Origin of the sequence: Sphingomonas glaciei (genome assembly GCF_023380025.1) — a bacterium.
Classification (GTDB): Bacteria; Pseudomonadota; Alphaproteobacteria; order Sphingomonadales; family Sphingomonadaceae; genus Sphingomicrobium; species Sphingomicrobium glaciei.
This window is the reverse complement of the sequence record NZ_CP097253.1, coordinates 1,863,657-1,876,836: the sequence shown is the minus strand read 5'-3', so window position 1 is coordinate 1,876,836 and position 13,180 is coordinate 1,863,657. Positions and strand designations below refer to the sequence as shown.

The following is a 13,180-nucleotide window of genomic DNA, read 5'->3' as shown; positions in this document are numbered from 1 at the left end:
CCATCGTTGCGCTCCATCACCTTCGCCGTCCTGCCGCTCGCTTTCGCGCTGATCGGCGCAGCCCAGCCCTCCACCACCCTTCCGCCGACCTCCGCCGCCGAGCGGGTGCGGGCGCATGTCACCTTCCTCTCCAGCGATCTCCTTGAAGGCCGCGACACCGGCAGCCGCGGCCATGTAATTGCGGCGAGCTATGTTGTCAGCCAGCTGCAGGCGCTTGGCCTGAAGCCCGGCGGGGAAAAAGGCAGCTGGTACCAGCAGGTGCCCTACCGGCGGGCGACGCTGGATGGTGTGCCGACCATTGGCTTTACCAGCCGGGGCGGCTCGATGCCGCTGACCCACGGCGCCGACGTCACGGTACGGCCGAACCTGGTCACCCGGAACATGAAGGTGAACGCCGGACTGGTGTTCGTCGGCTACGGCATTTCCGATCCGGTGCTGGGCATCGACGATTATCGCGGCGTCAACGCCAGGGGCAAGATCGTGGTGGCGTTCAGCGGCACCCCCAAGGGGCTGCGCAGCGACGTGTCTGCGCACCTCGGCCAGGTGAAGCCGCAGACCGCCGCCGCTCGCGGTGCGGTCGGCTATGTCGAGATCCCCGCTAATCCGCTCGGCAATTGGGGCCCGCTGACGGCGAGCGCTGCGCGCCCGTTGACCAATTGGGCCGAAGGCAAGGGCGGATCCGGGCAGGGCCGGGCCGCCCCGTTGCTGCGCATGAGCTTCACCAAGGCGACCGCGGAGCGTTTGTTCGCCGGTGCCCGCCAGACTCTGGCCGCCACGCAGGCCGAGGCCGCGGCCGGGAGACAGCCCAAGGGCTTCGCGCTGAACGGACAGCTGCGCGTGGACGCGACCAGCAAATGGGAGGACTTCACCAGCCCCAACGTGGTCGCCGTTCTTCCCGGCACCGACCCGAAGCTGTCCGGGGAATATGTCGCCCTGATGGGTCACCTCGATCACATCGGCGTACGCAAGGGTGCCAAGCCGGGCGAAGACGCGATCAACAACGGCGCGCTCGACAATGCCAGCGGCGTGTCGACCTTGCTGGAGACCGCGCGATCGTTCGCCGCGTCGGGCCAGGCGCCCAAGCGTAGCCTCTTGTTCCTGGCGGTGACCGGCGAGGAAGTGGGTTTGACCGGCGCCGACTATTTCGCGACCAACCCGACCGTTCCGCTGCCGCGTATCGCCGCGCTGGTGAATCTCGACATGCCGCTGCTGCTCTACCCCTTCCGCGACGTCATCGCCTTCGGGGCCGAGCATAGCAACATCGTCAAGGCGGTCGACGAAGCCGGGCGGGCGATGCAGGTCAGCACCACGGCCGACCCGATGCCGGAACAGGGCCTGTTCACTCGCTCCGACCATTATCGCTTCGTCACCCGCGGGGTGCCGAGCGTGTTCCTGATGACCGGCTATGCCAATGGCGGCGAGGCGCAGTGGAAGAAGTTCCTCGGCGGCTGTTATCACCATCCCTGCGACGAAGTCGGGCAAGGGATCGACTGGGAGGCGGCAGCGCGCTTCGGCGAGCTCAACTATCGGATCGCCCGCCGGCTGGCCGACGCGCCCGAGCGCCCGCGCTGGTATGCCGACAGCTATTTCGGGCGGACCTTTGGCGCCGGCCAGCCAAGGCTTTCGCGCTAACCGATGAAGGAGGGGCAGGAACCGGCGGTCCTCGACTGGAAGGACCTGTTGCTGGTCGTCCTGCTCTGCCTGGTGATCATCTTCACCCTGGATATCGTCGTCGAATGGGCGGCGCGGCGCTGGTCGCTCGACTGGTTGATTGCCCGATCAAGCCGCGGACGGACCCTGGCCATGGTGCTCTCCGTCGCTGCCGGTTCGTGGATCGGCTTCAGGATCGCCCTAGCGCTCGGTGTAAAGCCGGTGAAATGGGATGCGAAACTTGACTCGAAGCCGCCCCTCCCATAGGGGCGCTGGCCGAAGCCCGAAGGGCGTCAGCTGACAACCAGATTTTAGAGAGACGGGTCCACCCGCCATGAAGATTCGCAATTCGCTCAAGAGCCTCAAGGATCGTCACCGGGATTGCCGCGTGATCCGTCGTCGTGGCCGGACCTACGTCATCAACAAGACGAACCGTCGCTTCAAGGCGCGGCAGGGCTGAGCCCGCTGAACCGTACCCGAACGGGACGGTTCGCTTCATCGTCAGGATAGGGCGGTCCGTCGTCATCTACGGTTCATGTCCTTTGCACTAAATAGGCTTCTCATAGGAGCCGATTCGATGCGCGTGTTCGTGCCTGCCACCATTGCCACCGCGATTGCCGCGGTTGGGCTCAGTCTTGCCGCTGTGCCGGGTGCGGCGTCCACCCAGTCGACCGGCCAGGGCTGCGTCTCGCCGCCGGGCATGAACTACATGATCTGCAACGGTCAGCGCGTGCCCAAGCCCGGCAACCGCGTCGCCAGCCCCGGTGGCGGCTGGCGCGAGGAATCCAAGCAGGGCAATTGCATCGTCGTCCGCGAAAAGACCGCCAACGGCGAGTTCAAGGAAAGCCGCCGCTGCGACTGACCCGCTGAGGGTCAGCGCCGCTGGCTGAACTCAGGACGTCTTGGCGATCCCGCGTGCCGTGCGCCCGGTCGGATCGTCGGCAATCTTGCATTCGGGTAGCTGGAAACGCTGATTGTCGCTGCACGGCCGGACCTGCGCGGTGCCGTCGGGCCCGACGAAGATCCCCCAGCTGCGCTTGTCGTCGCAGTCCGCCGACCACATCGACAGTTTCTTATATTCGGTGACGTAGCCGGATCGCTCGACCCGCCGGCAGCGCAGGCCGCTTGCAAGAATCGCGCGCTTGAGCGCGATGTTGCGGTTCATCTCGTCGAGCTGGTGGAGCGCATTCTGCTCCTCGCTGCGGACGGCGATCTCGGGCTGTTTGGTCGCGGCTTGCTCGCTTCCGCTCCCCCCGCAGGCGGTGAGCAGCAGGGCCGGCAGGGCGACAAGCAGCAGACGCATTCTCACTTCTCCTCGTCATAGGCGATGGTCACTCTCGCCGCGGCGGCCTTGGCGCCGCCCACTGCGTCCTCGACATTCGCCGCCCTCGCCAGTGCGACGCCCATGCGCCGACCCGGAAGGGTTTCCGGTTTACCGAACAGTCGAAGGTCGACCGGGGTTTCCACGGCTCCTGTCGCCAGCGCTTCGGCGACCCCCTGGAAGCGGAAGCGGCGGCTTTGCCGGTCGGCGAGGATCACTGCGGAGGCGCTCGGCCCACGCTGGAAGATGGGACCGATCGGCAGGCCGAGGATGGCGCGCAAGTGAAGCTCGAATTCGTTAGGGTCCTGGCCGATAAGCGTGACCATGCCGGTATCGTGCGGGCGCGGGCTCAGTTCGGAGAAGATCGCGCGGTCGCCGGCGATGAAGAACTCGACCCCGAACAGCCCGCGTCCGCCAAGCGCCTGCACGATCGTCGCCGCCTGCCGCTGGGCGTCCTCGAGCACCGCTGGATCAAGCGCCGCCGGCTGCCAGCTTTCGCGATAATCGCCGGCTTCCTGGCGATGGCCGATCGGCGCGCAGAAGTGGATCCCGTCGGCGGCGGCAACCGTCAGCAGGGTGATTTCGCTGTCGAAGCGGATGAATTCCTCGACGATCGCCATCGGCCGATCGCCGCGCATCTTGTTGATCGCATAGGCGAAGGCGGTGCGGACCTCGGCTTCGGTGGTGGCGGTGCTTTGGCCCTTGCCCGACGAGGACATCACCGGCTTGATCACGCAGGGCAGCCCGACTGCCTCGGCCGCGGCCAGCGCCTCCTCCTCGGTCTCGGCGAAGCGATAGCGGCTGGTGGTGAGCCCCAGGTCCTCGGCAGCGAAGCGGCGGATGCCGTCGCGGTTCATGGTCAGCTGCGCTGCCTTCGCGGACGGCACCACGTGCCAGCCCTCGCTCTCCAACGCCGCCAGCGTCGCGGTGTCGATCGCCTCGATCTCGGGCACGATGAAGTCGGGGCGGTGCTTTTCGACCGCCGCCCGCAGCGCCGTGCCGTCGAGCATGGTGAAGACCTCGAACGCATCGGCGACCTGCATGGCGGGGGCTTGCGGGTAGCGATCACAGGCGACGACTTCGCAGCCGATACGCTTGGCGGCGATCGCGAATTCGCGGCCGAGCTCGCCCGACCCCAGCAGCATGAGCTTGGCAAGGAACATGGGACAAGTGCCTACCGCAAGCGCGCATGACGCGATAGGCTGGCTCCATGAGCATCCTCCTCGCCCTAGCCGCCGCCGCCCAGGCCCCCGCCGCCAAGCCGCTGACTCCGTCCGAGATCGTCGCTCAGGCGCCCGCCGCAGCGTGGAGCGAGGTCAGTCCTGACGACCTGCTGGTGATCGACTATCAGGGGGGCGCGCGGACGATCATCGAGCTCGCCCCGGCCTTTGCCCCGGTCCACGTCGCCAACATCCGCGCGCTGGCGGCTGCCGGCTACTGGCGCGGGTCGAGCATCTACCGGGTGCAGGACAATTACGTCACCCAATGGGGCGTCAACGAGGGCGGCCCGCCAATCCCCGCGACGGTCGTCAAGAAGCCGCCGGCCGAATATGACCGGGCGGTGAGGGGCCTGACGATCCGCCCGCTCGGCTATTCCGACGCCTATGCGCCGCGGGTCGGCCACGCCCAGGGCTGGCCGTTCGCCTGGAACCCGGCGACCGGCCGCGGCAACCTGACCCATTGCTACGGGATGGTCGGGGTCGGCCGCGACATGGCACCCGACACCGGCATGGGCGGCGAGCTGTATGCGGTGATCGGCCATGCCCCGCGCCACCTCGACCGCAACATCGCGCTGGTCGGACGCGTGGTCGAGGGGATGGAGCAGATGTCGGCGCTTCCTCGCGGGACCGAGGCGCTGGGGATCTACAAGGCGGGAACGGTGGCACGGCTGATCGCGAATATCCGGCTCGCCTCGGCACTGCCGGCGGCGGAACGGCCGCGCTTCCAGGTGATGAAGACCGACAGCGCGACCTTCTCGGCCTACGTCCGGGCGCGGGCCAATCGCCGGGACGCGTTCTTCAATATTCCGGCCGGCGGTGTCGACCTATGCAATGCGCCGGTGCCCGTCAGACGGACACCGGCGCCTTCATCCTCGCGTTAGTCGTCCCCATCCGGCGGCGCGGCGGCAAGCTGCGCCCCGTTCCTGTCGTGCCGGTGAGGACGTGGGGTTACGCCGCCCAGGCGTGTCCGTGATTCCGGTTGCGATGCTGGATCACCGCAGGGCCGTTGTGGTGGCGGGTGCTGGCTTCGGCGAGCGGCAAGGCCGTTGCGCAGAACGCGCATTCCGCCGAAACGCGGCCGATCAGCCAGTGGGTCCGGCCGCAGCCGGGGCAGTGATTCACCTCATGCTCGCGATAGACTGCATGGTAGCCGCGCCCCTTGGGGTCGTGCTTCAGGCCCAGCTCTCCGAGGGTCGGGAAATTGGTCATGATCAGGCAATCCTTTCAGCCCGGCATAACGGCGATGCGGCGGCGAAGGTTCCGTTTGATCGGAGCGGTCTAGCGCCGGATCAGATGGTCCGAAGCGCGCTCGCAGGACGGGCGCGAAGGGCGGGCCACGCCGCCGCCAGAGCGGTCAGCACCGCTACCGCCATGCCGGCCAGGGGCAAGGCGAGGAGGCTTGGCCAGTCGGGCAGGAATGGCAACTCGAACAGCCAGGTGACCACCCCGTAGGCCGCCGCCGTGCCGGTGACGAAAGCGAGGGTGACGATTCCCCCGGCCATCGCCGCAAACTCGATCCCCTGCGCCGCCAGAACCTGCACGCGGGTGGCGCCGACCAGCTTCAGCAGCACGCTTTCGCGGGTCCGGGTACGGCGGGTGGCGGCAACCGCGCCGGCCAGCACCGTCACCCCGATCACGATCGCAACCAGGGTCGCCAGGCGGATCGCATTGTCGAGCCCTTCGAGGATGGTGGAGACCTGCGCCACCACGTCGCTGACGCGGATGGTGCTGACCATCGGCAGCCCCGCGGCCAGCGCGCGTTCGAAGCCAAGGGTCGAGGTCCCACGCTCGGCCGAGGCGGTCGCCATCAGCGTGTAGGGCGCCTGCTCCAGCGTGCCGGGCGCGAAGATGATCGCGAAGTTGAACCCCAGGCTGCGCCAGTCGATGGTGCGGAAGCTGGCGATGCGCGCCTCGATCGGGGTTCCCAGCACCGCGATGGTCATGCTGTCGCCGATCTTGAGGTTCAGCGCCCGCGCCGCCTCGATGTCGAGGCTGACCAGCGGCGGTCCGGCATAATCGGCCGGCCACCACTTGCCCTCGACCACCTGATTCGCTTCCGGAAGCTCGCGGGCGAAGGTCAGGCCGCGGTCGCCGCGGAGGATCCAGGCGCCTTCGGGAATGGCCTTGAGCGCCGACACCGGCTGGCCGTTGAGCGCGGTCACCGGCCCGCGGAGCGAGGGCACCAGCCGCAGGTCGGCGCCCGGCAGGGTCCGGGCGGCAAGCGATCGGAAGCGGGCTTCCTCGGCCGCTGGGATGTCGAGCATGAACAGGGCCGGGGCCTTGGCCGGGATGTTGCCGGCAAGCTCGGCGCGGACGCTACCGCCGATTCCGGCCAGCGCCACGAGCAAGGCAAGCCCCAGGCCTAGTGCGACGCTGAGGCGGACGGTGGCGGCGCCGGGGCGGTGGAGCGCGGCGAGGCCCAGCCGGATGACCGGACCGCCGCGGCTCCCGAGGCGGCGGGCGGCCAGCGCGAGCAACTTGCCCGCTCCGGCGAACAGGAAGGCGAGGGCGACCCCGCCGGTGTGGGTGGCGGCGGTGACCGCCCGGTTGCCCGACGTGAATACCGCCAACGCCGCGACTGCAGCCGCGGCGAGCAGGGGGACGAGGAGGTCGCGCTTGTCGGCGCCGCCTTCCCCGACATCGCCCCGCAGGACGGCGGCCGGACGGGCTCGCGCCGCACGTGCCAGCGGGACCCACGCCGCGGCGAGGGTGACCAGCAGCCCGAACAACGCCGATTGGCCGAGCGCGCCCCATTGCGGGCTGGGGTCGGGGGCGACCGGCAGGAGGTCGGCGGCGGCACGGCCGACGATCGCGGGCACGGTGGCGCCGACCAGCGTCCCGAGCACGATCGCGACCAGGGCAAGCAGGGTGACGCTGGTGCCAAGCATCAGCGCCAGATCGCGGGTGCGGGCGCCGTGGACCTTGAGGATGGCGATGGTCGACCGGCGCGAGGCGGCAAAGGCGCTGGCGGCCGAAGCGATGCCGATGCTGCCGATTCCCAGCGCGCCGAGTGCGATCAGCAGCAGCATCTGCCCGGCGCGCTCGGTGAAACGGCGGGTGCCGGACGCGGCTTCGCTCTTGTCGGTGACCCGCCAGCCGCCTTCGGGAAAGCGCTTCTGGAAGCTGCTGCCAATACCGTCCGACGAGGCCCCGGGGGCGAGCGCTACGCGGTAGCTGCTGGTATAGAGGCTTCCGGGCTGGACCAGCCGCGAGGCGTCCAACCCGGCGCGGCTGACCAGCACCGGCGGTGCAAGCGCGAAGCCCGACGGAGCGGGCAATTTGTCGATGATCCCGCTGACCCGGTAATCGGCGTACCCCATGCGAAGCGCGCTCCCGATGCCCAGCGAGAAACGCTCGGCAAGCTCGCGCCCGATCGCGGCCTCGCCGGCGGCAGACGGCAGCCGCCCGGACGACAGATTAACCCGCCCGGCTGCCGGCCAGCCCTGGTCCACCCCGGACAGGTCGACCAGCGCGGTCTGGCCGCCGACCTGCGCGGTACTGCGCAATGTCACGCTTTCGCGCACCGTGCCGAGCCGGGTGATGGCCGCGCGCTCCTCCGGCGACGCGCTACGCTGCGCGACACTCAACGCCAGGTCACCGCCAAGCAGTTCGCGGGCCTGGCCCTCGATAGTCGATTGAATGGCGCTCGACAGGCTGGTCACCGCCGACAGCCCCGCGACTGCGATGGTCAGGCAGGCCAGCAGCAGCCACAGGCCGCCGACCCCATGCGTCAGGTCGCGGCGGCCGAGCCTGAGGCCGGCGCTCACGCGGCCAGTCGCCCGTCGGCGATCCGCAGCACCCGCCCTGCGCGCTCGGCGACGGCGGGATCGTGAGTGATCACTACCAGCCCCGCGCCCGCCGCGGCGACCCGGTCGAACAGCAGGTCGATGATCTTGGCCCCCGTGGCGGCGTCGAGATTGCCGGTCGGCTCGTCCGCCAGCAGCAGCTTGGGCGCCGGCGCCGTGGCGCGGGCGATGGCAACGCGCTGTTGCTCCCCGCCCGACAATTGCGCCGGATAATGATTTTCGCGGGCGGCAAGACCGACCGCGGCAAGCTCGGCCTGGGCACGGTCGCGCGGGTCAGGCGCGCCAACCAGTTCCATCGGCACCATCACGTTCTGCAGGGCGGTCATCGTCGGAAGCAGGTGGAAGGCCTGCAGCACCACGCCGATCGACCGGCCCCGGAGCCTCGCCAACTGGTCTTCGCCCAGCGCGCCCATGTCCTCGCCAAGCACGCGCACGCTGCCCGCCGAAGCCTTTTCGAGCCCGGCGATGATCGACATCAGCGAACTCTTGCCGGAACCCGAGGCGCCCAGCACGGCAACGGTTTCGCCTTCTTCGATACTGAGGGAGATCCCGCGAAGGATCTCGGTACGGGCAGCGCCTTGGCCAAGGGTGAGGCGAACCTCGTCGAGTTGGATCAGCGGTTGGGTCATCAGACGCAGCAGCTAGGAAGCTTGAAGGGGAGCCACAATGGCCTAGATGGTCAGGGATGCTCCGCTGGCTCCTTCTCCCCGCCCTTTTTGCCGCCGTTCCGGCGAGCGCACAGGTCCCTTCGTCGAATAGCGAAGGTCCGCTGATCCTCGCTTTCGGCGACAGTCTGACCGCCGGCTATGGCCTCGGCCGCGGACTGGGCTTCGCGCCCCAGCTGGAGGATGCGCTGAGGCGTCATGGCGTCAAGGCGCGGGTGCGCGACGCGGGCGTGTCGGGCGACACCACCGCGGGCGGCCGGGCCCGGCTTGCCTGGACGCTGCAGCGGATGGGCGCGAAGCCCGATCTCGCAATCGTCGAACTGGGCGCCAACGACATGCTGCGCGGGGTCGATCCCAAGGTCACCGAGGCCAATCTCGATGCGATCCTGGCCGAACTGAAGCGGCAGGACATCCCGGTACTGGTCGCCGGCATGCTGGCGGCGCCGAACCTCGGCCCCGACTACCGCCAGCGCTACGAGGCGATCTTCCCTACGCTCGCGCGCAAATATGATGCGGAGCTTTACCCGTTCATCCTGCAGGGCGTGGTCGGCAATCGCGCGCTGCTTCTAGGCGACGGGGTGCATCCCAATTTCGAAGGCATCAAGCGGATGGTGACGGGAATCATGCCGACCGTACAACGGGCGCTGGCCAAGATCGGCCCAACCCAGCGCTGAGGACCAGTCAGCCGCCGATCTGCGCCAGCGATTCCTCGCTCAGCGGTTCGGCGAACTGGGCGCCAAGCTTGCCGGCGGCGGTCCAGCGGACGATGGCGCTGGCGCGTTCGCGTCCCGGCAGGATCAACCACACCCGCGCGCCGACCTCATGCTCGGTGCTGGTCTCGGCCATGAAGCCGTCGCTGGAGATGTTGAGCACGCGGGCTTCGGTGCCGGTGGTGCCCATTTCGCGGACGTGCGCGTCGAGCTCGACGGCCGAACGCGGCTGACCGCGGCGCTCGGCACCCGACGGGTCTTTTGCGATGCGGGCATCGATCGGCACGTCACTATACTCCTGGAGGGCTGGCCCGGGGTTCAACCGCCCGGCCGGCTGGGCGCTATGGAGCATCTGGAAGCGAAACGCCAGACCGGGCTAAGTCGTGGGTGTTACTGGACAAAGCGCGTCGAAGGATGTGCTTTTGTTGCCCTGCGGACACTGGAGAAAAGCGTTCATCTTCGGTAACAGGAGAGGAGGGCAGAGAGCCTGGCGAAGTGGTTAGGGGTAAACGGGCGATGAGCGGTCGAGCGGCGATCTTGGTTTTGCTGATGGTGAGTGCCGGAACGGCCGGGGCACAGACCCGTCCGGTAAGCACTGCACCCGCCACCCCGCTCGGCACCGCGGTGCAGGTGCAGCCAGCGGTCGACCCGCTCGCGCCTCGCGCCGCCACCCCCGCTCCCGCTCCCGCGCTCACTCCGCCGCCGGCCACCACCGCCGAGCCGCTTGCGCCCCAGCCAGTCCCCGAACTGCCGCCAGCGATATGGTCGGCGGCCCCGGCGGCGGAACTGCTCAGCTTCGTCCGCGCGATCGGCAGCGAGGGGCTGGACCCGCGCGACTATAGCCCGGCGCTACTCGAGGCCGCGCTCAAGACTGGCGATTCCGCGCAGATCAGCGCGGCCGCCAACACCGTCTGGCCGTTGGTCGTCCGCGACCTGGCGCTTGGCCATGTCCGCGGCGCGGCTCGGGTCCAGTGGTTCGTCCGCGACCCCGACCTGCCGGAAGGACGCAGCCGCCAGCTGCTCGACGCCGCGCTTGCCGCTGGCAGCGTTACCGCGACGCTGAACGGGCTGCTCCCGACCCATCCGCAATATGGGTCGCTCAAGAACGCGCTCGCCATGGCCGACAAGAAGGACGCCGGCACGGTCGGCGCGATCCGGCTCAACATGGACCGCTGGCGCTGGCTGCCGCGCGACCTTGGCAGCCGCTACATCATCGTCAACGTGCCGGGCGAGCATGCGACCCTGGTCGAGAACAGCGTCACCCGCTGGAAGCACCGCGCGATCGCCGGCGCTCCCAAGACCCCGACACCGCAGCTGTCGGTGCTGGCCACCGGTGTGCATCTCAATCCTTGGTGGGAAGTGCCCAAGAGCTTGTCGGCGAGCGTCGCGGGCAAGGCGGGCTATGTCGCGGTCAAGGGCAAGGACGGCAAGGTCCAGCGCTGGCGCCAGCCGCCGGGGCCGAGCAATGCGCTGGGCAAGATCAAGTTCACCATGGCGAACGAGCATGCAATCTTCCTCCACGACACCAACAATCGCGGGCTGTTCGATTCGCAGAACCGCTTCTTCAGCCACGGTTGCATCCGGACCGAGAATGTCCTGGACCTCGCCGCCGAACTGCTGAGCGACGATGGCGGCGACTGGGACCGGGCCAAGATCGACGCGGCGCTGGACAGCAAAAAGACGGTCATGCCGACCTTCGTGAAGCCGGTGCCGGTCTATATCGTCTATTTCTCGGTCGCCGCGCTGACCGACGGCAGCATCGTCAAGTACACCGACCTCTACAAGCGCGACGCGCCGGTCCGGGCAGCGCTCAACGACCGCGACGGTGGCGCCAAGCCGCCGGTCCGTTCAGCCGCACGCTGATACGATAAAGGGAGCGCCGGCTGGCTGGCCGGCGCTCCCTTTTTCTCAGAACTGCTGTGGTGAACCGCTGGCCGGAGCCCGATCAGGCCAACTTGTCCGCGTAGATCATCCGCCCGTCGCCCAGCGTCCGCATCACCTCGAAGTGACTGTCGCGGCCGAAGGCGAAGCAGCCTTCAGAGCGGCCGAGCTTGCCGTGGATCCCGATCATGTCGGGCTCGGCATACCAGGCCTGATGCGCGACGATGGCGCGGCCGAGCGCATTGTTGTTACTCCAATCGAGCCCGTTCAACCGCATCGAGAGGCCGTATTTGCCGTGGTAGAAGTCGGCGGTCGAATAGGCGCCGTTCGACGTCGCATTGCTTCCGAAATCGTTGGAGAAATGCTCGAGGAAGCCGGTGTGGCCGCGATCCGAGCCGCGGCCGTGGGCGACGCGGTGGCTGGTGACCTGGCCGGTGGCCATGTCGACGACGTGGAAGCGCGGGTCGCGGCTGGGCGAGGAAAAGTCCGCGATGCCGATCCGGTCGGTATGGCGAAGCGTCGTCCGGTGCCGCTCCAGCGCGGCCCTGGCCCGCGCGAACAGCTGCGGATCGACGCCGATCGGCCCGACCGGGCTGCTCGACACCGTGGCGATGGGTGCAACCGGGGCGACCGGCATCAGCGGCTCGCCGATCAGCGGCTTCGGCCCGGCAAGCAGGCCGGGCAGGTCAGCGGCCAGCGCGGCTCCGGATAGGAGCACAGCGCCGCCACCAAGACCCAAATGGCGCAGCATGTCACGGCGATTGATGGTCACCCAAGGCCCTCCTGTTGAATCCGGGAACAGGAAAAGCCTATACACGGCAATAGGTTAACAGGCGATAACCATTGCCCATTCCGGGCGCACCGGGCAGTCGCTTCGTCGCATGAGGGCCCCGTGGGTTGTCGAATCGGCCATCCGCTGTTAGGGGCTCCCACTTCCGGCGCGACCCTGGTTGCGCGAGGAGCCGCTTTGGTCGCCTGCAGCATATTCCCCCGGGAACAGCAGTGCGATGCCTAGCCGCCTTTCTTATGGGGCGGCGTGGGCGCAACCTAGAGACAATGGAGTGACGGACCTTTTATGCAAATCATCGTTCGCGACAATAATGTCGATCAGGCGCTGCGCGCGCTCAAGAAGAAGCTGCAGCGCGAAGGCGTCTACCGCGAGATGAAGCTGCGCCGTCACTACGAGAAGCCGTCGGAAAAGCGCGCCCGCGAGCGCGCTGCCGCCATCCGCCGCGCCCGCAAGCTCGAGCGCAAGCGCGCCGAGCGCGAGGGTGCACGGTAAGAGCGCCGAGACGCTTTTCCTTGACCCATACGGAGGCCGCCCCTTACCGGGCGGCCTTTCCATTTGTGCCCTCCGCCACAGGATGATCATCTGATGAGCGCCACCCAGGTTCCCATTCGCCCCGTCGCCAGCGCTACCCGGCTGCGGCTTGCCTTCGGACTCATCCTGCTGGTGATCGCCGGCGCGGCGCTGGCCTTTGCCGGGGCCGGGCAGATGGGTCCGAAGACCACCGCCACCGGCGTCCAGATCCGCACGATCAAGGCCGGCGAGGGCGCGATCATCGGGCCGCAGGACGGCGTGATCATCGATTATGTCGGGACACTGCCGGACGGGACCAAGTTCGACGAAGCGCAGGATGCGCCGCTGCTGGTGCAGCAGGTCGTCCCGGGCTTTGCCGAAGCGCTCCAGAACATGCAGCCGAATGGCCGCTACAAGGTCCGCATCCCAGGCGAGCTGGCCTATGGCGCCAACCCGCCTCCGGGCTCGCCGATCCCGGCCAACAGCCCGCTCGACTTCGACATCACGATCAAGCGCGTGGTCCAGAACGCGGCGGCGCAGCTTGGTGCGCAGGGTGCCCAGCCGCTCCCGCCGGGCGCCGAGGTTCCCCCGCCGCCGGGTCCGGCCCCCGAACGGGGCCAGTAAGGG

Annotated in this window: 16 protein-coding genes; 9 read left to right on the top strand and 7 right to left on the bottom strand. The window is 68.5% G+C overall.

Going from position 1 to position 13,180, the window contains the following annotated elements:
* Positions 1-6: 6 nt before the first annotated feature.
* The 4 genes from M1K48_RS09155 (at position 7) to M1K48_RS09140 (ending at position 2,512) form a co-directional block, all read left to right on the top strand.
* Positions 7-1,632, top strand: a complete 1,626-nt coding sequence (locus M1K48_RS09155; protein WP_249454663.1) for a M28 family peptidase — start codon at positions 7-9, stop codon at positions 1,630-1,632.
* Between the two features lie 3 nt (positions 1,633-1,635).
* Positions 1,636-1,917 carry a hypothetical protein gene (locus tag M1K48_RS09150; protein ID WP_249454662.1) on the top strand — a complete coding sequence of 94 codons (282 nt, stop codon included), beginning with the start codon at positions 1,636-1,638 and terminating at the stop codon, positions 1,915-1,917.
* A 67-nt stretch (positions 1,918-1,984) separates the two neighbouring features.
* Entirely contained in the window at positions 1,985-2,110 is a 126-nt protein-coding gene (gene ykgO, locus M1K48_RS09145; RefSeq protein WP_029941846.1) for a type B 50S ribosomal protein L36, read from the top strand.
* Between the two features lie 117 nt (positions 2,111-2,227).
* Positions 2,228-2,512, top strand: a complete 285-nt coding sequence (locus M1K48_RS09140; RefSeq protein WP_249454661.1) for a hypothetical protein — start codon at positions 2,228-2,230, stop codon at positions 2,510-2,512.
* A 30-nt stretch (positions 2,513-2,542) separates the two neighbouring features.
* On the opposite strand, the gene M1K48_RS09135 is transcribed toward M1K48_RS09140, so the two are convergent.
* Together M1K48_RS09135 and purT are read right to left on the bottom strand one after the other, a co-directional pair.
* Entirely contained in the window at positions 2,543-2,953 is a 411-nt protein-coding gene (locus M1K48_RS09135) for a hypothetical protein (protein ID WP_249454660.1), read from the bottom strand.
* 2 nt (positions 2,954-2,955) lie between these two features.
* On the bottom strand, positions 2,956-4,134 hold the full coding sequence (gene purT / locus M1K48_RS09130; protein WP_249454658.1) for a formate-dependent phosphoribosylglycinamide formyltransferase: 1,179 nt from the start codon (positions 4,132-4,134) through the stop codon (positions 2,956-2,958).
* A 47-nt stretch (positions 4,135-4,181) separates the two neighbouring features.
* Here purT and M1K48_RS09125 point away from each other — a divergent pair, with 47 nt between their 5' ends.
* Positions 4,182-5,072 carry a peptidylprolyl isomerase gene (locus tag M1K48_RS09125; RefSeq protein ID WP_249454656.1) on the top strand — a complete coding sequence of 297 codons (891 nt, stop codon included), beginning with the start codon at positions 4,182-4,184 and terminating at the stop codon, positions 5,070-5,072.
* 67 nt (positions 5,073-5,139) lie between these two features.
* Here M1K48_RS09125 and M1K48_RS09120 read toward each other — a convergent pair whose 3' ends face one another.
* The 3 genes from M1K48_RS09120 to M1K48_RS09110 form a co-directional block, all read right to left on the bottom strand.
* Complete coding sequence (locus tag M1K48_RS09120; RefSeq protein WP_168067049.1) at positions 5,140-5,400, bottom strand: hypothetical protein; 261 nt, start codon at positions 5,398-5,400, stop codon at positions 5,140-5,142.
* An 80-nt stretch (positions 5,401-5,480) separates the two neighbouring features.
* Positions 5,481-7,958 (bottom strand): ABC transporter permease, encoded by a 2,478-nt coding sequence (locus M1K48_RS09115; protein ID WP_249454654.1) that lies wholly within the window; start codon positions 7,956-7,958, stop codon positions 5,481-5,483.
* Complete coding sequence (locus M1K48_RS09110) at positions 7,955-8,626, bottom strand: ABC transporter ATP-binding protein (RefSeq protein ID WP_249454652.1); 672 nt, start codon at positions 8,624-8,626, stop codon at positions 7,955-7,957. The genes M1K48_RS09115 and M1K48_RS09110 overlap by 4 nt, the downstream gene beginning before the upstream one ends.
* A 56-nt stretch (positions 8,627-8,682) precedes the next feature.
* On the opposite strand from M1K48_RS09110, the gene M1K48_RS09105 reads away from it, so the two are divergent.
* Positions 8,683-9,336: an arylesterase gene (locus M1K48_RS09105; RefSeq protein ID WP_249454650.1), complete on the top strand. Its 654-nt coding sequence runs from the start codon at positions 8,683-8,685 to the stop codon at positions 9,334-9,336.
* A gap of 7 nt (positions 9,337-9,343) precedes the next feature.
* Here the strand turns inward: M1K48_RS09105 and M1K48_RS09100 are convergent, their stop codons facing one another.
* Positions 9,344-9,658 (bottom strand): PilZ domain-containing protein, encoded by a 315-nt coding sequence (locus M1K48_RS09100; RefSeq protein WP_249454648.1) that lies wholly within the window; start codon positions 9,656-9,658, stop codon positions 9,344-9,346.
* A 230-nt stretch (positions 9,659-9,888) separates the two neighbouring features.
* Between M1K48_RS09100 and M1K48_RS09095 the strand changes: the two genes are divergently transcribed.
* On the top strand, positions 9,889-11,235 hold the full coding sequence (locus M1K48_RS09095; protein WP_249454647.1) for a L,D-transpeptidase family protein: 1,347 nt from the start codon (positions 9,889-9,891) through the stop codon (positions 11,233-11,235).
* A gap of 82 nt (positions 11,236-11,317) precedes the next feature.
* Here the strand turns inward: M1K48_RS09095 and M1K48_RS09090 are convergent, their stop codons facing one another.
* On the bottom strand, positions 11,318-12,025 hold the full coding sequence (locus M1K48_RS09090; RefSeq protein ID WP_249454646.1) for a murein L,D-transpeptidase catalytic domain family protein: 708 nt from the start codon (positions 12,023-12,025) through the stop codon (positions 11,318-11,320).
* Between the two features lie 303 nt (positions 12,026-12,328).
* Between M1K48_RS09090 and rpsU the strand changes: the two genes are divergently transcribed.
* Complete coding sequence (gene rpsU, locus M1K48_RS09085; protein ID WP_029941857.1) at positions 12,329-12,535, top strand: 30S ribosomal protein S21; 207 nt, start codon at positions 12,329-12,331, stop codon at positions 12,533-12,535.
* 93 nt (positions 12,536-12,628) lie between these two features.
* Positions 12,629-13,177, top strand: coding sequence for an FKBP-type peptidyl-prolyl cis-trans isomerase (locus M1K48_RS09080; RefSeq protein WP_249454645.1), 549 nt, complete (start codon positions 12,629-12,631; stop codon positions 13,175-13,177).
* The last annotated feature ends 3 nt before the right edge of the window (positions 13,178-13,180 follow it).